Genomic DNA, 20,050 nt, shown 5'->3' with positions numbered 1-20,050 from the left:
AAGTGATAAAAATACAAAATCTTAAAAAATATTATAGCAAAGAATTAGTTATAAATGATGTTTCTTTAGAAGTTAAAGAAGGAGAAATTTATGCTCTTGTTGGACATAGCGGGGCAGGAAAATCAACTTTGCTAAGATGTATTAATGGTTTGGAAAATTATCAAAGCGGTAGCGTGCAAGTTTTTGGTAAAGAAATAGCTACTTTAAAAGAAAAAGAGTTAAGAGTATTTAGAAAAGATATAGGAATGATTTTTCAGCATTTTGCACTCATGAGCAGAAAAAATGTGTTTGAAAATGTGGCCATGCCTTTAGAAATTCATAATTTTGACAAAAGTACAATTCAAAAAAGAGTTAATGAACTTTTAGATCTTGTGGGCCTTTTAACTAAAAGCAAGGCTTATCCAAATGAGCTAAGTGGTGGGCAAAAACAAAGGGTAGCTATAGCTAGAGCCCTTGCTTTAAATCCTAAAATTTTACTAAGCGATGAAGCTACTTCTGCACTTGATCCAAATACTACAAACAATATTTTAGAACTTATTGCGAAAATCAATCAAGAATTTAATATCAGCGTAGTATTAGTAACTCATGAAATGGAAGCAGTAAAACAAATAGCACAAAAGGCTGTATTGTTAGAACATGGACAAATCATAGGTCAAGGGAAAATCGAGGATTTATTCTTAAAGCCAAGTGAAAAAATGCGTGAATTCTTAGGAGAAAGTGATTTTTTACCACAAAATGGTGTCAATGTGCGCTTATATTTTTGTAAAGAAAAAGCAAATCAAAGCATAATCACTCATATGGCCAGAAGTTTAAATATTGATTTTAATATAGTTTGGGGTAAGATAGAAAAACTAAATAATAATGCTTTAGGAAATTTGGTGATCAATATAGAAGCTAAAGATCAAGAAAAAGTTTTAAAATATTTACAAGAAAATGGTGTTATTTGGGAGCTTGTATAATGAATTTAGAAGCAATTTTAAGAAATTTTGAAAATATACTTTATCCAGCATTATTAGAAACTCTTTATATGAGTTTTACAGCCACTTTTTTAGCCTTTTTAATCGCACTTATCCCTGCAATTGTACTTACTGTTACTGATAAAGGTGGCTTATGGGAAAATAAAAGTATTTACAGTGTGCTTGATTTTATTATCAATATTTTAAGATCTTTTCCATTTTTAGTGCTCATTGTAGTTTTAAGTCCTTTTACAAAATATCTTATTGGTGTTAGCATAGGTACAACTGCCACCATAGTACCACTTACCATAGGAATTGCACCTTATTTAGCTAAAATGATTGAAAGTGCTTTTAAAGAAATTGATCCTGCTATCATTGAAGCAGCAAGATCTTATGGAGCTAGCAAAGCGCAAATCATCTTCAAAGTTATGTTTAGTGAGGCTTTGCCAAGCATTATTAATGGTATTACTTTAATTTTAATTATTGTTATTGGATTTTCTGCTATGGCAGGAACTGTTGGTGGTGGTGGTTTGGGCGATGTAGCTATTCGCTATGGTTATGAGCGTTTTAGAACTGATATTATGATTCAAACTGTTGTGATTTTAATTATACTAGTGCAAATCATACAATTTATAGGAAATATTCTTTATAAAATCACCAAAAGATAAACAATGAAGCATAAACTTGGTATTTTACTAGCAGCAACTAAAAATTCAAGCTTTACCATAGGAACCTTACTCATTAACATCATGGATGTTATGGGTAAGAAGGTGGACGTATTTTATATTTTACATGATGGTTTTAGCTTGAATGATCAAAATATCATGCAAAAAATTGTCAAAAACAAAATAATTAAATTCGCTCCTTTTACCCAAGAAGATTTTTTAACTACTCTTGGTAAAAATCAAAACGATATTAATAATTTATTTTTCTTAAAAAGATGGACACATATGGCTTTTGCAAGATTTGAAGCTTTTAAGTTTTTAGATGAATGTGAAAGTATTATTTATCTTGATTTTGATGTTTTACTTTTAAAAAGCATAGATGAACTTAGTAAATTAAGAACTAAAAAATATCATTTTGGCGCAATATTGGGTAAAACTTTGCTTCTTGAAAGCCTGCCTGCAAAAAAAGAGCATCATCAAAAACGTACGTATTTAACTGGAATTTTAGTCTTTACAGATCTTATACCAAATCCTTTAAGATGTTATCAATTTATATATAAACATTTAAACGAAAATATTCAAAATTTAAACGATCAAGGATTGTTTACACTACTAGTACTAGAACATAAATTTAAAATAAAAGATTTAAAAGATACTTATAATGGAAATATTGATTATAGAACCAACTTATCACAAAAAGCCTCTATAACACATGCTGAAGGTAATAATAATCGTTTTTGGAACAATGTTTTATGCAATCAAACATGGCCTAAATGGCAAGAATATTATGAAAAATGGTTAAAACTTGGTGGAAGCAGATATTTAGAAGGAATAAAAGCTATTAACACTCAGGCAAAAGCAAGAATAAGATATCATTTATCATACAAACTAGGTTATGCTTTTATAGAATGTACTAAAAATAAGAAAAAAATTCCTTTTTTACCTTTTACTCTACTAAAGATTTACTATAAACACACAAAACTTGCCAAGCAATATCAAAAAGATTTAAAAACAAAACCTTATCTTAAACTTCCACCTTTATCAAGCTATGATGATTATAAAAGTGAAGGTATTAAAAATCAAAATACCTATTCTTACAAAATCGGACAAGCTCTTATTAAGGCTCAAAAAAATTGGTATAAAGGTGGTTATATATTTTTTGCAAAAAAACTTAAGTCTTTTATTAAAGAATATAAAAATAATCAAAAATAAAACTTTTATTATCTTATTTTAATATTTTTATAATATAATCAAGCATTTTAAACTATAAAAAGGAGTTAAAATGAAATTGTTAAAATTGCTCGCTGCAAGCACAATTTTAGGTGCAAGTTTATTTGCTAATGAAGTTATCACTGTAGGTGCGACACCTGTTCCTCATGCTGAAATTTTAGAACAAACTAAAGATTTGCTAAAAAAAGAAGGTTATACATTGGAAATTAAGGAATTTAATGACTATGTTTTACCAAATCTTAGTACAGATAATAAAGAACTTGATGCAAATTTTTTCCAACATCAGCCTTATTTAGATGAGTTTAATGCTAATAAAGGTACAAAATTAATTAGCGTTGCAAAAATTCATATCGAACCAATGGCAGTTTATTCTAAAAAATATAAAAACATCCAAGATCTTCCACAAAATGCTACCATAGCTGTACCAAATGATCCAACAAATGAAAGTAGAGCTTTGGATATTATTGCTAGTACTAAACTAGTTAGTTTTGAAAATACTGCATTAAAAACTCCACTTGATATTAAAGATAATCCAAAAAATATCAAATTTAAAGAATTAAAAGCAGCGCAACTTCCAAGAGCTTTAGATGATGTTGATTTTGCAGTGATTAATTCAAACTATGCCTTATCAGCAAATTTAAATCCTGTAAAAGATTCTATTTTAATAGAAAACAAAGAAAGTCCTTATGCAAATATCTTAGTAACCACTCAAGATAATAAAGACAATCCTAAAATCAAAGCTTTAGTAAAAGCTTTACAAAGTCAAAAAGTAAAAGATTTTATCAATGAAAAATACCAAGGTGCAGTAGTTCCTGCATTTTAAAACAAACCTTGAGTTTTAAAACTCAAGGTTATTTATTTTTAATAAGCTCTGTGGTAATTTTAGCTATTTCTAATTCTTCTTCTGTTGGAACAATTAAAATTTTAATTTTAGAGTCTTTTTTACTAATCTCACCATTTCTAAGCTGTGCATTTTTATCTAAATCTATATCAAATCCTAAATGCGCTAATCTTTGGCATACTTTTACTCTAACAATATCATCATTTTCGCCTATACCAGCTGTAAAAATCAATGCATCAACTCTAGGTAAAATTGCAAAATAAGAACCAATATATTTACTCAAACGATAACAAAACATATCAAGAGCAAGTCTTGCTTTTTCATTATTTTCTTCAATTTGAGCTTCAATATCTCTAAAGTCATTAAACCCACAAATTCCATAAACACCACTTTTTTTATTCATTATAGTGTCTAAATCAGATGGGTTTAAATTTAATTCTTTTGCTAAAAATGACAATACAGCAGGATCAATATCTCCACATCTAGTTCCCATGATCAAACCTTCTAGCGGTGTAAAGCCCATAGAAGTATCTACGCATTTTCCATTTTCTATAGCACAAACACTCGCACCATTTCCAAGATGAGCACTAATTGCATTAAATTCATTAATATCTTTACCAAGTATATGTGCAGCTTGCTTGCTTACATAAGAATGTGATGTACCATGAAAGCCGTATTTTCTTACTTGGTGTTTTTCATAAAATTCATAAGGTAAAGCATACATATAAGCATAATCAGGCATACTTTGATGAAAAGCTGTGTCAAAAACTGTCACATTAGGAACTTTTGGAGCGGCTTTTATCATAGTTTTAATGCCTATTAAATGCGCAGGATTATGCAAAGGTGCTATGTGAGCAACCCTATCAATTTCTTTTAAAATTTCATCATCTACTAAACAATGCTTGGTTAAATTTGGCCCTCCATGAACTATCCTATGTCCACATCCATCAAGCTCATTTAAATCATGTAAAATTCCACTTTGAGCAAATAATTCATTTACTAATTCAATACCCTGCTCATGGTCTTTAATCGCTAATTCTTTTTTGTATTTTTGACCACTTTTTAGATCTTTTAATTCTATTTTAGAGCTTTGCTCGCCTATTTTTTCCACCAAACCAGATGCCAAAGCTTCATCTTTTTCAAAAAGCTTAAATTTAATTGAAGATGAACCTGAATTTAAAACTAATATTTTCATTTTTCCCCTTATTCTTGTGCTTGAATAGCACTTAAAATTACAGTATTAACAATATCTTCTACCAAACAACCTCTACTTAAATCATTAATTGGTTTTTTAAGACCTTGTAAAATCGGGCCAATCGCTAAAGAATTTGCTGTTCTTTGAACAGCCTTATAACAAATATTCGCCGCATTTAAATCAGGAAACACATATACATTTACTCTTCCTGCTACTTTAGAATTTGGCATTTTGCTTTTTGCTGTTAACATATCATATGCTGCATCAAATTGTATAGGACCTTCTAGCTCAAGTTGAGGATATTTTTCTTTAGCTATTTTAGTAGCTTCTTTAATTGTATCTACACTAGCCCCACTTCCGCTATCTCCACTAGAATATGAAAGTAAAGCCACTTTAGGTTCAAGCCCAAAAGCTTTAGCACTATTTGCACTCACATAAGCAATTTCAGCAAGTTGCTCAGGGGTTGGATTTGGCATAACAGCACAATCAGCAAAAACTAAAACCTTATCTTCTAAAGACATAAAAAACATACCAGAAACCAAACTCACATCAGGTTTTGTTTTGATAATTTGCAAGGCAGGACGAATAGTTTCAGCAGTAGTTGTACTCGCACCACTTACCATAGCATGTGCTTTTTGAGTATGTACAAGCAAGGTCGCAAAATATGTTTTATCTTGCACTAACTTTTTAGCTTCTTCTTTACTCATACCTTTACTTTTTCTAGCTTCATACAAAAGCTCTTCAAATTCTTCATTATATTGAGAATTTTTAGGATTTATAATACGTACACCATCGATATTGATATTTAAACTATTAGCTTTAGCACAAATTTCATTGCTATCACCTAGCAAAATCAAATCAACAATCTCATTTTGCATTAAAAACTCACTAGCTTTTAATACTCTTTCGTCAAAACTTTCAGGTAAAACCACTATTTTTTTATCTGCTTTTGCTTTTTCAAAAAGCTCATAAGAAAATCTTGCCTGAGTTTTATAGGTATATTCTTGTAATAAATCTTGAGTAAAATCTTCATTTTCTTTTAACAAAACAAAGTCACCAAGCTTTTGACTTAGTAAAAAATTTAACATAGTATGATTTTCATCTTGACTTTTTACATATAATGGGGCATTTAGCTCTTTAGCTAAAGCTATATTTAAACTCAAATCTCCCATCAAGCCAAAATCATCTACTCCAACCACTATAGCAAAATCATTTTCTTTTTTTATTTTTTCATAATCTTGAATTATTTTTTTAAAAAAATAATTTGAATTTTGAGTAAATTTGCTTTGATAATTATTTTTTTCAAAACTACTAAAAAAATCTAGCTTAAAATTGGTTTTTGAGCATATTAAAGCAATTTTTTCTTTATTTTTTTCACAAAAAACAGGAAAATAAAAAGCTATTTTACCTTGAATTTTTTCTAAAGATTGTGTTAAAAATTTCTCATCAACACAATTTAATAAAAACATGGATTTCATTTTTTCCTCTTTTTTTAATAAAATAATTGTTTTTTTGTAATATAATAATTTTAAAATTCATCACAATAATATAAGGTTATAAAGCTATGAAATTTAAAAATGTTAATTTTTACTTGTTACCTTTTGTAATGTTTGGTTGTAGTGCCACAGTCGATCCACATATTAATATGAAACCCCCGACTTATGTAGAAGAGCTAGCTCCTAAACAAAACAACAATACTCAAAGTAATCCTGGATCACTGTTTGGCAAAGGAGATAATCCTTTGTTTTCTGATAAAAAAGCAATGAATGTAAATGATTTAGTAACTGTAGTCATTAGAGAAAATGCTACACAAAATTCACAAGGCTCTAAAGCTACAAGTAAAAATAATAATGTTAATTTAGGCGGGGGACAAATAACCACTGGTGCTGGACTTAGCAAAGCTAGAGATTTTATCAATGATTATACAAATATAGGTTATACCACAGCAAGCACTTCACAATATCAAGGTACAGGAAGCCAAACTAGAAGTGAAAATTTCCAAACCACCATTTCTGCTAGAGTGATTAAAGTTTTATCTAATGGAAATTATTTTATAGAAGGAAGTCGTGAGCTTTTAATTAATGGGGAAAAGCAAATCATTCAGCTAAGTGGGGTTATAAGACCTTATGATATTTCTCAGGATAATATGATAGATAGTAAATACATAGCTGATGCAAAAATTCTTTATAAAACAGAAGGTGATATAGATAAATCAACACGTAAGCCTTGGGGGACAAAATTCATGGAAACCATTTGGCCTTTTTAAGCTAAATGGTTTTACATAAAACTTGGTGCATCATTAGAAAATAAAATCAAATCTCCATTTTGGGTTAATTTTGATAAAGTTTGCACAAGTTGAGATTTTTCTTTTAATACATAAAAATCTAATGTGATGTATTTTTGCAAAATCACACTATTAGCCTCTGAAGTAATAATTACAAAATCAAAACATTCATTAATTATCTTGCATAATTTTATATTTTCTTTTTCATTAACTTCAACTATACCAGGAGTTACCAAAACTTTTCTTCCTTGATAGCTTTTACAAAGCTCATAGCTTTGACTCATACCTTTAAAATTTCCATTAAAACCATCATCTATGATAAATTTAGGCTCTTTAGAAATCACTTGCAAACGATGCTCTACTGCTTTTAAATTTGATACACCTTTTATAATCTTTTCTATTTTTATTCCTAAATAATGAGCAAGTAAAATACATACACTAATATTATAAGCATTAAAAGCACCTAGTAAATTTGCATGAAAATCATAAATATCATCATCTAATCTTATTTTAAAATCTAAACCTTCTAAACTTGCCCTAACATCACTTAAACAATCATCATAAAATTCATTTTCATATAAGGTGCTTGAGTGTAAAAAGTATTTTTCCAAACGCTTTGATTTTAAAGCTTGCAACTTAGCACTGCGGATATTATTTTGAGTTTTAAAATACTCCAAATGTGCCAAGCCAATCTCACCCACTATGCAAATTTGAGGATTTAAAAACTCTGTAATTTCTAAAATATCATTTTGCTCTCTTGCACCAGCTTCTACGATATAAATTTCAGTATTATTTTCTAAATTTTCATTGATATCTTTTACTATACCCATGAAAGTATTAACACTTCTTGGAGTTTTATAGCACTTAAACTCATCTTTTAAAAGTTCGTATAAAAAATTTTTTATACTTGTTTTTCCAAAACTTGCAGTAATTAAAATAATTTTTAAATTTGGATTATCACAAATCTTTTTACTTGCCTTTTTTATAAATGTATTTTGGTTTATTTTTTCTACTAAAAAACTTAATAAAAATGCAACTACTAAAGCTTCTAAACCTATCCAAAAAAATGGCATAAATACTAAAGTAAAAAGCGACAAAAATAAAAAATAACGCTTAATCCTAGCAGTAAAAACTAGCTTTTTATCTAAATTTTTATATAAGTATCCACCATATAACAAAGATAAAGCAAAAACTATAAAATATAAATAAAAATTTCCACTATATAAAGAAAACACAAAAGCAAAATAAGGAATTATTAAAAAATATAAATGCCATAAAGGCTTAGCAAAATGTAAAATTATACGTGAGAATTTATAAGAATACCACTGCAAAGCTAAAATCAGGTAAAATCCAAGTAAAAAATTCAAACTTAAAAAAGCTATCATACTAATCATTTTTTAAAAATTCCTCATGTATTTTTTCATTTATAAAATCAGCATGTTTTAAAAAGAAAAAATGATCCCCGTCTAATGCAAAAAATTTCCCTTTTTGTGCTAGAGAATGAATAATTGCTCCACTTTTTAAAGGCGTAGCTTTATCTTCATTACCCCAAAAAATCAAAATAGAGTTTTTAAGCTTTTGAAATTCATTTTCTAAATTTTCATTAACAACCTTCTTAAAGGTTTCATACATCACTTCATTCATACCTTGAGCATCTTTACTAATAAAAAATTTCCTCCAAAAATCCCCATAAGGAAGATTTTTTAAAATTTTAAACAAGGCTATTTTAAACTTCACCTTAAAACTTTTTGGTAAAACAACACCTGCACTAGAAAGTAAAATCAAACCCTGAAAATTAGCATTTTGACACATAATAGTCGCAACTTTTCCACCAAAAGAATGCCCCATTAAATAATCTGCCTTTTGCTCAATTGTAGTTAAAAAGTCTTCTACAACCTTAGCATAAGCATAAGAATCCATAGCTGCATCTACACTTGAATTTCCAAAACCAGGCAAATCTAAATAAATTTGTTTAAAATCATTCAAAGGCTTTTCAAAAGCTTGTTTCATAAGCTCTTTATTAGCACCCCAACCGTGTAAAATGAGAATTGTTTTTTCGCATTTTGGATTAATGATTTCATAACTTAAATTATAAAAATATCCATTAGAATATACTCTAGTTTTTGCCATTTCTAGCCTTTTTTATCTTTATAAATCTTTTCTAAAAGCATTACAGCTTCATTTAAACGCTCATATTCTTCAAAGCTTAAAAGCACGGCTTCAAATTTATTATTTTTTACAATTACCACTCTACCATTTTCGCTCTTTTTTGTTTTTTCAAGCATAGTACTGAAATTTCTTACTACTTCAGTTGCAGTATAAATTTCATCTTTGCTAAAAGTAGCCATGATTATAACTTACCTTTTTGCCCATTAATACTGTGAATAAAAGCATAATCAATCTTAATTTGCTTTTCTAGCTCTATATTTTTAGCTAAATTATCAACTGTATTAGTAAAATCTTCAAATAAATAATTTGCCAATGATCCTGGATTTGGATTGATCTCATTTAAATAAACCTCATCACCTATCACAAAAAAATCACAGCGAATCAAAGCTCCTTTAAACAAAGGATTGTAAATTCTAGTAAAATTATCCCTTAGTTTTTGCTTTAATTCTTCGCTAATATTTGCTTCACTGACTTTAGAACTTTCTGAAAAACCTAAATATTTTTGTTCAAAATCTAAAATTTCATTTTTTCTAGGCTCTTCAATAATAGAAAATTCCATTTTTTCACCTATCATACAACCTGCTAAGTTATATTCTTTAATATTGCTTACGAATTTTTCAACCACAACATCCTCATCAAATTCAAAAGCAACATCTTTGGCATATTTAAGCTCGCTTTCATCTTTAACTATACTTATACCTATACTACTACCTAATCTTGCAGGCTTTAAAATACAAGGAAAGTCCAAAGAAATATTTTGCTCTTTATGCAAATTTAAAACCTTATAATCAAGTGTTTTTACCCCTACACTTTGTGCATAAAGTTTAGTTAAAACCTTATTAAAGGATAAAACGCTAGCTTCTATGCGTGGACCTATATATTTTATGCCATAAAAATCAAGCAAAGCAGCTATTTTACCATCCTCACCATCTTTTCCATGTACGATATTTACTGCTACATCAATGTCAAGTTTTTTCTCACCTAACATGGTTTTGATAAAAAATCCACCCTGCTTTAATACCAAGACTTTTTCTTTTTTGTAAGCACCACTGCTAAAAGTTTTTGCATTCATTTTTTCTTCATCTATAAGAAAAAATTCTTTATTTTTATCACAAAATATAAATTTTTTTTGCACCTTGAGTACTTTTTTTAATACCACAGCACTCACAATGCTAATTTCATGCTCATAAGAATTTGCACCAAAAATTACACCATATATCATTATATTTTTCCTTTTATTATGCTAATTTTTTCAAAGCCTCTTTAATAAGCTCACTGGTATTTTTACTCTCACAAGTTCTTAAAACCTTTAAAATATTTTCTTGTTTAAAACCAAGTGAAAGTAAAGCTGCCAAAGCTTGTGCTTGGTCTTGATTAGAATTTTCTATATTGATTTTTGCATCACTTAACTCAGCTATAATTCTTTTTGCACTCTTTGGACCAATACCAGGAACCTTTTTAAATACACTCTCATCGCCATTTTGCAAAGCTGCATAAAAAGTATTAGTATCTAAGCTTGAGCAAAGCGCCATAGCAGTAGTTGCTCCTATACCACTAATTTTAATTAACAATTCAAACATTCTTTGCTCATTAATATCTAAAAATCCATATAATTTATGAGAGTCTTCTTTGATAATTTGCGTGATTAAAAACTCAACCTTTTGATCTTTTTCAAAATTACTTGAGCAAAAAAGCGACACATAAACACCATAACTCACCCCACTTGAAGTTTTTAAAACTACAAAGGTAGGCTCTTTTTTACTCACTATTCCTTCAATTGCCACTATCATTTAACTTATTCCTTGTAGTTACTAATAGAACGAATTTCATAAACACTTATCCTATTTTCGGTATCTATTTTTTCAAGCTCAAAACATTGAATTTTTTCTTCGCTATGGGGATGATAGCTTAATTCTTTCCTAGGATTTAATAAAACAAATTTAACCTCGTTTAGATCCATCCATTTTCCACTTTTATTAATAATTTTTGATTTTAAAAGTTCATCTTGAATTTTTTTAAGTTTTTCTATATTTGCTTTTTCTTCTTCTTTTAAGGTTTCTATTTCATTAGCTAAAATATTTAAATTTTCAATCTTTTGATTAAAATCTTTAATAGTAATCTTATAAGCTTGCGGTATAGCTCTTTTTGCACTCATTAACTCTTTTGCCTTTTGCTGTAAAATTCTCACAGAATCTTTACTCACATGGATAGTATGCTTGGTTTCTTCAATTTCTTTGACTAAATTTTCTTGTTCTTTTTTCAACTCATCAATATGCAAGAGTATCTCTTCCCCACTTTTTTCTTTATCAAAAGCTTTGAGATCTTGAATTACAAGTTTATTACCACTTCCTTGAACTTTTTCAACACGAATCAAGCTTTTAGCAATACATAAACAATTACCACCGAGTTCTTGTATATAAATTTCATCAGCAATAATCTCCCCACCCACGGCCTTTTTAATATTTACTTTTTTAGCCTTGATAGAGCCATTTTCTAAAGTTTCAACAAAAACTTCCTCGGCCTCACAATATCCTCTTAAGATATTAACCTCAACCTTTTGCCCTATAATAGTGCTTTTATGATGCATATTACCTTTAAGAATTACTTTTTTACCTCTTAAAACAGAATCTTGAGCCATATTGCCAGTAACTTCTAATTCCTGGGCTTCAACGGTAATCCTAGGACCTATTGCATCTTCTAAGCTATTTGTATTTTTAATCACAATAATAACTTGCTTATCAAAACCCGCCCAAATAGAACCCGTACTTTTAAAATCAACCTTGTTAAATTCTAAATAATTTTCTATCTCGTAAATAGATTTTTTTTGGATAATAAAGCCATCTTTTTTAGCAATATATTTTATACTTTCATCATCTTCTTTAACTTCAAAATCATCCGAACAAACAACTTTTTCTTTGTTTGTTTTTGGCGGAAGAGCTTTTAAAATTTTAAATCTTAAATCTTTGCCATCACTGCCCTCTTTTGGTTTAATCCTCTCAATAGCCACCTCATCTTTTCCTATGGGTGCTACATAGTTTCTATTCATCACATCATTGTGCTTTTTTAGATTTTCTAGATAGTGATATTGAATTTCTTCATTTGTAGGCTCTTGTGGATTAACTCCCTTACATACTTCAAAATCAACTTCAAAATCAAATTTTTGCTTTTCTTTAACTTTGGTATTAAAATCAATAATTTGCTTTTTAAAATCAAAAATTCTAAATCCAAGCAAATATTTCTCTTTTACCATCGCTTTATAAATAGCTTCTAAAAGTTCTAGCGCCAATTTATCATGAAAAGCAATAATTTCACTAGCTTTGACATTAGCTTTTAATAAAGTACAAATTTCGTTAGCGTATAAACTAACCTCAAAAGCTGGTGAGTGTGTAAATTTTTTAAAATAAATTTCTATTTTGTACTCTTGCTCTATACTTAAATCATGAATTAAAAATTTTTCATCTTCTTCAAAAATTTTTAATTCTTTTTCATTAACTTTTATCCATTCTTGATTATCATAAGTATAAGAAGTACTAAAACTTAATAATCTAAAATCAAGTTCATCAATTTCGCATTTATTTTCAGAAGCAAATATCAAAAGCTCTTTATAAGGGTCTTTAGTATATAAAATTTTCTTCTCTTCCATAGCTTAAGCTTCCTTATTGTATATAAAATTTTGATTTTAGCAAAAATAAAATCAAAATTTAGTTAAAATTATTGCTACTAAAAATTTTATAATACTCAAACTAATATTTAAAGAATGAAAATTAATGAGAAAAAATATTGTTTTTAAAAATTTTATCATCAATGCCTTAGGAATTTTATTTTCTAGGATTATGGGTGTTTTAAGAGATATTGTTTTAGCCTTGTACTTAGGGGCTGGAATTTATAGTGATATTTTCTTTGTGGCCTTAAAAATGCCTGCTTTTTTTAGAAGAATTTTTGCAGAAGGGGCTTTTGGACAAGCTTTTTTACCAAGTTTTTTAAAAGCAAGTAAAAAAGGTGCTTTTTGTATAAAAGTTTTATTGCAATTTAGCATAATTGTTTTTTTAACCTGTGTTTTAGTGAGTTTTTTTGCTGAATTTTTTACAAAGATTTTTGCCTTTGGTTTTAATAAAGAAACAATTATCCTAGCTGCACCTTTAGTTTCTATTAATTTTTGGTATTTATTTTTTATTTTTTTAGTAACTTTTTTAGGCTCTTTGTTAAATTATAAACAAAATTTTTTCATCACTTCTTTTTCTGCTTCATTTTTTAATCTTTTTGTGGTAATTGCCGGATTTTTTGTCACTCAAGATAAACCTTTAGAAGCTTTGTATTATTTTTCGTATGCGACTGTTTTAAGTGGTCTAGCTCAACTTATATGGCATATTTTTGCTTTAAAAAACACTAGAATTTTAAAAAGTATGTATTTGAGCATAAAACTTAAAAAAACAAAGACTAATTTAAATAAATTTCACTCTACATTTACTCATGGACTTTTAGGCTCTTCAGCAAATCAAATTAGTTCTTTATTGGATACTACTATAGCTAGTTTTTTAATGGCTGGAAGTATTTCGTATTTGTATTATTCTAATAGGGTTTTTCAGCTTCCTTTAGCACTTTTTGCAATCGCCCTAAGTCAAGTAAGCTTTCCAAAAATACTAAGACATTTAAAAGCAAATGAAGAACAAAAAGCCTTAGCTTTTATGCAAAAAGCTTTTGAATATTTAAGTGTACTTTTAATTTTAGCTAGTATAGTAGGGATTATTTTAGCAAAAGAAATTGTGGAGTTTTTATTTCAAAGAGGAAATTTTAATCAAGAAGATACAAAAATTACTGCATTTTTATTACAAGCTTATCTTTTGGGACTTTTGCCTTTTGGCTTGCAAAAACTTTTTTCTTTATGGCTTTATGCTAAATTTAAACAAAAAATAGCCGCTATAATAGCCTTTAAAACACTTTTTATATCAGCATTTTTTAGCATAGTGATTATTTTACTTATCAAAGAAGAAGCTTATAAGAGCTTAGGTATTGCACTAGCTTCATCTATTAGTGCTTTTTATTTGTTATATGCTAATATAAAAGAATTTGGCTTTAAAAATATTTGGGGTATTTTTAGGGTTAAATTTTGGCTTATTAGTATAGTATTTTTAAGCTTATTTGCTTTAGGCTTATTTGAAATTAAAGATATTTTAATACAATTTTTAATTGAACTTTATCATTTTTTTAAAGGTTTATTTTAATGGTTTTTTTTGATAGTGTTTTAAAGAAAAAATGCGAATTTATCCCACATAAGGCAAAAAAAGCAAACATTTATCTATGTGGACCTACTGTATATGATGATGCGCATTTAGGACATGCAAGAAGTAGTGTGTGTTTTGATTTTTTAAGAAGAGTTTTGATAGCAAGTCATTATGAAGTGATTTTTGCTAGAAATTACACTGATATTGATGATAAAATCTTAAAAAAAATGCAAGAAAGCGGTAAAAGTTTAGAAGAAATTACAAATTTTTATATTAAAAGATATGAAGAAGATATGCAAGCGCTTAATATCTTAGAACCTGATTTTAAACCAAAAGCTACAGCTTATATTGAGCAAATGACTACTTATATAGAAAAACTTTTAGAATTAAACCTAGCTTATAAACTTGAAGATGGGATTTATTTTGATACTAGCAAGGATGATAAATACTTTTATATCTCTAAAAGAAATTTAGAAGATAGTCAATCACGCCTAAAAGAAAACGCGGCCAAAAAAAATGATAGTGATTTTGTTTTATGGAAATTTGATGAAAAATTTTATCCTGCAAGTTTTGGCAAAGGAAGACCAGGTTGGCACACAGAATGTGTTGTGATGATAGAGAATATTTTTAAAGATAAACTTGACATTCATGCTGGGGGGATAGATTTACTTTTTCCTCATCATGAAAATGAAGCTTGTCAGTGTCGTTGTAAAAACAATCATGAATTAGCTAATTTTTGGCTACATAATGGCTTTGTACAAATTAATGGTGAAAAAATGAGTAAAAGCTTGGGAAATAGTTTTTTTCTAAAAGATTCTTTAAAACTTTTTAATGGAGAGGTTTTGAGATTTTATCTTTTAAGTGTACATTATAGAGCGCATTTTAATTATGCTTTAGAAGACTTACAAGCTGCTAAAAAAAGACTTGATAAATTTTATCGCTTAAAAAAACGCTTAAATTTAAATGCTTTTATAGATGAAAAAACTATTATAGAGAGTAAAGTGTCTCAAAATATCTTAGAAGTTTTAAATGATGATTTAAATACCTCTAAAGCCCTAGCTTTACTTGATGAGTTTATCAATGAAAGTAATATTTACTTAGATCAAAACCCAAAAGATAAAACTTATAAAATACAATTAGAAAAAACCTTAAAAGAACTTTCTTTTATTTTTGGCATAGGTTTTATAGATACCATAAAATATTTTCAATTTGGCATTAGTGAAGAAAAATGTCAAGAAATAGAAGAAAAAATCACTCTACGCAATAAGGCAAAACAAGAAAAAAACTATGCCTTAGCAGATCAAATTCGTGATGATTTAGCTAAAGAGAATATTCTTTTAATGGATACACCAAATGGTGTAGTATGGGAGAAAAATGGATAAAAACTACAAAGAAATGAAACTTAAAGAGGTTTTTACTCGCTTTAAGCCTTATTATAAAGATTATTGGTTTTATTTTGTTTTAGCTATTATTGGCATGCTTTTAACTAGTGGTGGCACAGCTGCTAGTGCATACATCATAGAGCCTATTTTAAATAAAATTTTTATAGAAAAAAATGTTGATTTGCTTTATTATATGCCTTTGCTTGTTGTTTTAATTTATGCTTTAAAAAATCTTGGTGCTTATATGCAAGTTTATTATGTATCTTATGTTGGAACAGATATTTTAAGAAGATTAAGAGAATTAGTTCTTGGTAATCTTTTGCGCTTAGATATGAGCTTTTTTCATAAATACAGAAGTGGAGAATTAATTAGTCGTTGTACTTCTGATATTGGAGCTCTGCAAAATATAGTTTCTACTATCATACCTGAAATTTTAAGAGAAAGCTTAACTGCAATTGGGCTTTTAAGTGTGGTGATTTATCAAAGTCCAAAACTTGCTTTTTTTGCTTTAGTAATTTTACCTTTAGCAATTTATCCTCTTGCTATTTTTGCCAAAAAAATCAAAAAAATAGGACGCAATACCCAAGAAAAAAATTCTGATCTTACTTCAAGATTAAGCGAAATCTTTTCCAATATAGAACTTATTAAAGCTTCTAATGCAGGCAAAAATGAAATGCAAAAATTCAGCCAAACTAATAGTGAAGTTTGCAAACTTTCCTTAAAAGGCATTAGAATCGAAGCTTTAAGTAGCCCTTTGATGGAATCTATGGGTTCAATTGGCTTTGCAATAGTAATTATAATAGGTGGTAAAGAAGTAATCGATGGAAGCTTAAGCATAGGATCTTTTTTTAGCTTCACTACGGCTTTATTTATGGCTTATACACCTATTAAAAGACTTTCTTCGCTTTATACAAGATTACAAAATGCAGTAGCAGCTAGTGAGAGAACTTTTTATTTAACCGATTTAAAACCACAAATTACAGGTGGTAATGAAAAACTTACAGAAAATATCCAAAATATCCATTTTAAAAATGTCTCTTTAAGCTATCAAAAAGATAAAATGGTATTAAAAGATGTAAATTTTTCTTTTGATAAAGGAGAAATTCTAGCCTTAGTTGGATCAAGCGGTGGAGGAAAATCTTCTATTATTAATCTTTTGATGTATTTTTTTGAAAAAGATAATGGTGAAATTTTAATCAATCAAAAAGATATTAGTTCTTTTGATATTGTTAGTTTAAGAGAGAATATTTCTTTGGTAACTCAAAATATTTATATATTTAATGACACTATAGCTCAAAATATAGCTTATGCTAAAGAATACGATGAAGCACGTGTAATAGAAGTTTTAAAACAAGCAAATGCTTATGATTTTGTCCAAGACCTTGGTGGTATACATACTGAATTAAAAGAACATGGGAAAAATCTCTCCGGCGGACAAAAACAACGCATTGCTATAGCAAGGGCTTTATATAAAAATCCTCAAATTTTAATTTTTGATGAAGCAACTTCAGCACTTGATAATGAAAGCGAAAAAACCATAGTAAAAACTATAGAAAGCTTAAAAAAAGATCGTTTGATACTCATCATCGCTCATAGACTTAGCACCATAGAAAATGCTGATAAAATCGCTGTGCTTGATAAAGGAAAAATAGCTTCTATAGGAAATGATGCTTATTTAATGCAACATTGTGAAATTTATCAAAAATTAAAACAAAAAGCACAAAAAACTGATAAAGTCAAAGAAAATGAAAACTAAAAATTATCATTTTTTTAGTACAATATGCTATTTTGCAAATAAAGGAAAAATATGACTTATGAAAGCTTAAAACCTTTAATATATAAATTAGATCCAGAAAATGCTCATGCTTTGGCTGAATTTAGTATGCGAACGCTAGATTGTATATTTCCTGGAGGGCTTAGTTTTTTTGCAAAAGATTATGTAATAAATGATGAAATTTTAAATCAAGAAATTTTTAATCTGAATTTTTACAATCCTGTGGGTTTAGCAGGCGGCTTTGATAAAAATGCAACTATGATAAGACCGCTAAGTGCTTTAGGTTTTGGTTTTTTAGAGTATGGAACTTTTACTCCAAAACCTCAAAATGGTAATGAAAAACCTAGACTTTTTAGACTTGTTGAACAAGAAAGTATTCAAAATGCTATGGGTTTTAACAATAAAGGTAAAGACGCCATTGCAAAAGAAGTAAAAAAAGTCTATCCTTTTAGCATACCTTTAGTGGCAAATATAGGTAAAAACAAAATCACTCCGAACGAAGAAGCTATTAATGATTATATTATTTTATTAAAAGAATTTAAAGATTTATGTGATTTATTTGTGATTAATATATCCTCTCCAAATACCAAAAATTTAAGAGATTTACAAAGCGAGGAATTTGTAAGTACTTTATTTAGCCAAGCAAAAGAAATCACGAATAAACCTGTGATTTTAAAAATTGCTCCAGATATGAATATAGACAGCGCAATTTCACTTTGCAAAAGCGCTATTAGTGCAAAAGCTGATGGTATTATCATGGCAAATACTAGTATAGATTATTCTTTGATTGATAATGCAAGAACTTTTGGCGGAATTAGCGGTAAATTAATCACCCAAAAAAGTGCAACATTTTTTAAAGAAGTAGCTAAAGAAATTTATCAAGATACTATTTTAATAGCAAGCGGAGGCATAGATAGTGCCGAACTTGCTTATGAACGCATTAAAAACGGGGCTAGTTTGGTTCAAATTTATACAGCTATGATTTTTAAAGGACCAAGTGTAGTCAAAAATATCAATCAAGGTTTAATTGAACTTTTAAAACAAGATGGTTTTAATCATATTAGTCAAGCTATAGGAGTTAATTTTAAATGATTAATTATAAAAAAATCACCCTTGAAAATGAACTTGAAGTCTATACTTTACCTGTAAATAAAAAAAGCGGAGTTATAAGTGTAGATATTTTTTATAAAGTTGGTTCAAGAAATGAAAAAATGGGAAAAAGTGGCATAGCTCATATGCTTGAACATTTAAATTTTAAAAGTACAAAAAATTTAAAAGCAGGTGAATTTGATGAAATAGTCAAGGGTTTTGGTGGAGTGGATAATGCAAGCACGGGATTTGACTATACGCATTATTTTATAAAATGCTCTAGTGAAAATTTAGATAAGTCTTTATGGCTTTTTGCTGAATTAATGCGTAATTTAAATTTAAAAGATGATGAGTTTCAACCTGAAAGAAATGTAGTTTTAGAAGAAAGGCGTTGGAGAACTGATAATAACCCTTTGGGATATTTGTATTTTAGATTATACAATCATGCCTTTTTACACCATCCATATCACTGGACCCCGATAGGCTTTTTTAAAGATATACAAAATTGGAAAATAGAAGATATACAAGATTTTCATCAAACTTTTTATCAACCTAAAAATGCTATTTTGCTTGTGAGTGGCGATATTAATGAAGATAAAGTATTTACTTTAGCTAAAAAGCATTTTCATGATATAAAAAATACCAAAGAAATCCCTATAGTTCATGAAAAAGAACCTGAGCAAGATGGTGCTAAACGTGTGATCTTACATAAAGAAAGCGATACGCAATTGCTAGCACTTGCGTATAAAATTCCTGCATTTAATCATGAAGATATGCCAAAACTTTGTGCATTAAGCGAACTTTTGGGAAATGGAAAAAGTTCTTTAATAAGTGAAATTTTAATTGATAAATTAGAACTTATCAATGAATTTTATGCTTATGCAAGTGAAAATATAGATGAGAATTTATTTATATTTATTTGTGTTTGCAATGAAGGTATAAAAGCAGAAGATGTTGAAAAAGAACTTTTAAAGATTCTTGAAGATGTAAAAAATGCTAATTTTGATGATACTATCATGGAAAAAATCAAAAACACCGTAAAAAGTGATTTTATTTTTTCACTAAGCAATGCAAGTAGCGTTGCAAATATTTATGGATCTTATCTTGCAAAAGGTGATTTAAAGCCTTTGCTTGATTATGAAAAAAATATAGAAAATCTAAGCAAAGATGATTTAATTCATTGTGCTAGAAAATATTTCAATGAAAACAAATCTACTACAATAATCTTAAAAAAGGGGTAAAA

General features: G+C 28.3%; 17 protein-coding genes and 1 pseudogene. 10 read left to right on the top strand and 8 right to left on the bottom strand.

Features of this window, described 5'->3' with window-relative positions; all coding sequences use genetic code 11:
- The first annotated feature begins 2 nt into the window (after nucleotides 1-2).
- The 4 genes and pseudogenes from CLCT_RS03305 (at nucleotide 3) to CLCT_RS03290 (ending at nucleotide 3,674) form a co-directional block, all read left to right on the top strand.
- Entirely contained in the window at nucleotides 3-959 is a 957-nt protein-coding gene (locus tag CLCT_RS03305) for a methionine ABC transporter ATP-binding protein (protein ID WP_039668279.1), read from the top strand.
- A pseudogene (locus tag CLCT_RS03300) lies at nucleotides 956-1,618 on the top strand (methionine ABC transporter permease); the annotation flags it as partial. The gene CLCT_RS03305 and the pseudogene CLCT_RS03300, both read left to right, overlap by 4 nt.
- A gap of 9 nt (nucleotides 1,619-1,627) precedes the next feature.
- Nucleotides 1,628-2,833, top strand: coding sequence for a DUF8374 domain-containing protein (locus CLCT_RS03295; RefSeq protein ID WP_149062242.1), 1,206 nt, complete (start codon nucleotides 1,628-1,630; stop codon nucleotides 2,831-2,833).
- 70 nt (nucleotides 2,834-2,903) lie between these two features.
- Complete coding sequence (locus tag CLCT_RS03290; protein WP_039668278.1) at nucleotides 2,904-3,674, top strand: MetQ/NlpA family ABC transporter substrate-binding protein; 771 nt, start codon at nucleotides 2,904-2,906, stop codon at nucleotides 3,672-3,674.
- Between the two features lie 28 nt (nucleotides 3,675-3,702).
- Here the strand turns inward: CLCT_RS03290 and CLCT_RS03285 are convergent, their stop codons facing one another.
- Complete coding sequence (locus CLCT_RS03285; RefSeq protein WP_149062241.1) at nucleotides 3,703-4,887, bottom strand: acetate kinase; 1,185 nt, start codon at nucleotides 4,885-4,887, stop codon at nucleotides 3,703-3,705.
- Between the two features lie 8 nt (nucleotides 4,888-4,895).
- Nucleotides 4,896-6,365, bottom strand: coding sequence for a phosphate acetyltransferase (gene pta, locus CLCT_RS03280; RefSeq protein WP_149062240.1), 1,470 nt, complete (start codon nucleotides 6,363-6,365; stop codon nucleotides 4,896-4,898).
- A gap of 86 nt (nucleotides 6,366-6,451) precedes the next feature.
- Here pta and flgH point away from each other — a divergent pair, with 86 nt between their 5' ends.
- Nucleotides 6,452-7,153, top strand: coding sequence for a flagellar basal body L-ring protein FlgH (flgH, locus tag CLCT_RS03275; RefSeq protein WP_039668276.1), 702 nt, complete (start codon nucleotides 6,452-6,454; stop codon nucleotides 7,151-7,153).
- An 11-nt stretch (nucleotides 7,154-7,164) separates the two neighbouring features.
- Here flgH and CLCT_RS03270 read toward each other — a convergent pair whose 3' ends face one another.
- From CLCT_RS03270 to CLCT_RS03245, 6 genes are read right to left on the bottom strand one after another with little or no spacing between them, the layout of a single operon-like run.
- The gene (locus CLCT_RS03270) at nucleotides 7,165-8,565 is read right to left on the bottom strand and encodes a Mur ligase family protein (protein ID WP_149062239.1); all 1,401 of its coding nucleotides are present in this window, start codon (nucleotides 8,563-8,565) and stop codon (nucleotides 7,165-7,167) included.
- Entirely contained in the window at nucleotides 8,558-9,301 is a 744-nt protein-coding gene (gene estV, locus CLCT_RS03265; protein ID WP_149062238.1) for an EstV family lipase, read from the bottom strand. The genes CLCT_RS03270 and estV overlap by 8 nt, the downstream gene beginning before the upstream one ends.
- A 2-nt stretch (nucleotides 9,302-9,303) precedes the next feature.
- A complete protein-coding gene (locus CLCT_RS03260) occupies nucleotides 9,304-9,519 on the bottom strand; it encodes a type II toxin-antitoxin system Phd/YefM family antitoxin (RefSeq protein ID WP_012661347.1) in 216 nt (71 codons plus the stop codon).
- A gap of 2 nt (nucleotides 9,520-9,521) precedes the next feature.
- Complete coding sequence (locus tag CLCT_RS03255) at nucleotides 9,522-10,562, bottom strand: D-alanine--D-alanine ligase (RefSeq protein ID WP_149062237.1); 1,041 nt, start codon at nucleotides 10,560-10,562, stop codon at nucleotides 9,522-9,524.
- A gap of 16 nt (nucleotides 10,563-10,578) precedes the next feature.
- Nucleotides 10,579-11,130 (bottom strand): Holliday junction branch migration protein RuvA, encoded by a 552-nt coding sequence (ruvA, locus tag CLCT_RS03250; protein WP_149062236.1) that lies wholly within the window; start codon nucleotides 11,128-11,130, stop codon nucleotides 10,579-10,581.
- 5 nt (nucleotides 11,131-11,135) lie between these two features.
- Nucleotides 11,136-12,983 (bottom strand): flagellar assembly protein A, encoded by a 1,848-nt coding sequence (locus CLCT_RS03245; protein ID WP_149062235.1) that lies wholly within the window; start codon nucleotides 12,981-12,983, stop codon nucleotides 11,136-11,138.
- A gap of 124 nt (nucleotides 12,984-13,107) precedes the next feature.
- On the opposite strand from CLCT_RS03245, the gene murJ reads away from it, so the two are divergent.
- From murJ to CLCT_RS03220, 5 genes are read left to right on the top strand one after another with little or no spacing between them, the layout of a single operon-like run.
- Nucleotides 13,108-14,562 (top strand): murein biosynthesis integral membrane protein MurJ, encoded by a 1,455-nt coding sequence (gene murJ, locus CLCT_RS03240; RefSeq protein WP_149062234.1) that lies wholly within the window; start codon nucleotides 13,108-13,110, stop codon nucleotides 14,560-14,562.
- Nucleotides 14,562-15,944: a cysteine--tRNA ligase gene (cysS, locus tag CLCT_RS03235; RefSeq protein ID WP_149062233.1), complete on the top strand. Its 1,383-nt coding sequence runs from the start codon at nucleotides 14,562-14,564 to the stop codon at nucleotides 15,942-15,944. The genes murJ and cysS overlap by 1 nt, the downstream gene beginning before the upstream one ends.
- Nucleotides 15,937-17,700: an ABC transporter ATP-binding protein gene (locus CLCT_RS03230; RefSeq protein WP_149062232.1), complete on the top strand. Its 1,764-nt coding sequence runs from the start codon at nucleotides 15,937-15,939 to the stop codon at nucleotides 17,698-17,700. Before cysS ends, CLCT_RS03230 begins: the two co-directional genes overlap by 8 nt.
- Before the next feature lie 51 nt (nucleotides 17,701-17,751).
- Entirely contained in the window at nucleotides 17,752-18,810 is a 1,059-nt protein-coding gene (locus CLCT_RS03225) for a quinone-dependent dihydroorotate dehydrogenase (RefSeq protein ID WP_149062231.1), read from the top strand.
- Nucleotides 18,807-20,048 (top strand): M16 family metallopeptidase, encoded by a 1,242-nt coding sequence (locus tag CLCT_RS03220; RefSeq protein ID WP_039668267.1) that lies wholly within the window; start codon nucleotides 18,807-18,809, stop codon nucleotides 20,046-20,048. The genes CLCT_RS03225 and CLCT_RS03220 overlap by 4 nt, the downstream gene beginning before the upstream one ends.
- Nucleotides 20,049-20,050: the final 2 nt, after the last annotated feature.

The sequence above is a fragment of the Campylobacter lari subsp. concheus genome, from assembly GCF_008245025.1.
Classification (GTDB): Bacteria; Campylobacterota; Campylobacteria; order Campylobacterales; family Campylobacteraceae; genus Campylobacter_D; species Campylobacter_D concheus.
This window is presented reverse-complemented; position numbering and strand designations above follow the sequence as displayed.

Excerpts from the sequence above, each read along its gene's own strand:
- CLCT_RS03295 (WP_149062242.1), top strand. The coding sequence starts at position 1,628 with ATGAAGCATAAACTTGGTATTTTACTAGCAGCAACTAAAAATTCAAGC.
- CLCT_RS03290 (WP_039668278.1), top strand. The coding sequence starts at position 2,904 with ATGAAATTGTTAAAATTGCTCGCTGCAAGCACAATTTTAGGTGCAAGT.
- CLCT_RS03285 (WP_149062241.1), bottom strand. The coding sequence starts at position 4,887 with ATGAAAATATTAGTTTTAAATTCAGGTTCATCTTCAATTAAATTTAAG.
- pta (WP_149062240.1), bottom strand. The coding sequence starts at position 6,365 with ATGAAATCCATGTTTTTATTAAATTGTGTTGATGAGAAATTTTTAACA.
- flgH (WP_039668276.1), top strand. The coding sequence starts at position 6,452 with ATGAAATTTAAAAATGTTAATTTTTACTTGTTACCTTTTGTAATGTTT.
- CLCT_RS03270 (WP_149062239.1), bottom strand. The coding sequence starts at position 8,565 with ATGATTAGTATGATAGCTTTTTTAAGTTTGAATTTTTTACTTGGATTT.
- estV (WP_149062238.1), bottom strand. The coding sequence starts at position 9,301 with ATGGCAAAAACTAGAGTATATTCTAATGGATATTTTTATAATTTAAGT.
- CLCT_RS03260 (WP_012661347.1), bottom strand. The coding sequence starts at position 9,519 with ATGGCTACTTTTAGCAAAGATGAAATTTATACTGCAACTGAAGTAGTA.
- CLCT_RS03255 (WP_149062237.1), bottom strand. The coding sequence starts at position 10,562 with ATGATATATGGTGTAATTTTTGGTGCAAATTCTTATGAGCATGAAATT.
- ruvA (WP_149062236.1), bottom strand. The coding sequence starts at position 11,130 with ATGATAGTGGCAATTGAAGGAATAGTGAGTAAAAAAGAGCCTACCTTT.
- CLCT_RS03245 (WP_149062235.1), bottom strand. The coding sequence starts at position 12,983 with ATGGAAGAGAAGAAAATTTTATATACTAAAGACCCTTATAAAGAGCTT.
- murJ (WP_149062234.1), top strand. The coding sequence starts at position 13,108 with ATGAGAAAAAATATTGTTTTTAAAAATTTTATCATCAATGCCTTAGGA.
- cysS (WP_149062233.1), top strand. The coding sequence starts at position 14,562 with ATGGTTTTTTTTGATAGTGTTTTAAAGAAAAAATGCGAATTTATCCCA.
- CLCT_RS03230 (WP_149062232.1), top strand. The coding sequence starts at position 15,937 with ATGGATAAAAACTACAAAGAAATGAAACTTAAAGAGGTTTTTACTCGC.
- CLCT_RS03225 (WP_149062231.1), top strand. The coding sequence starts at position 17,752 with ATGACTTATGAAAGCTTAAAACCTTTAATATATAAATTAGATCCAGAA.
- CLCT_RS03220 (WP_039668267.1), top strand. The coding sequence starts at position 18,807 with ATGATTAATTATAAAAAAATCACCCTTGAAAATGAACTTGAAGTCTAT.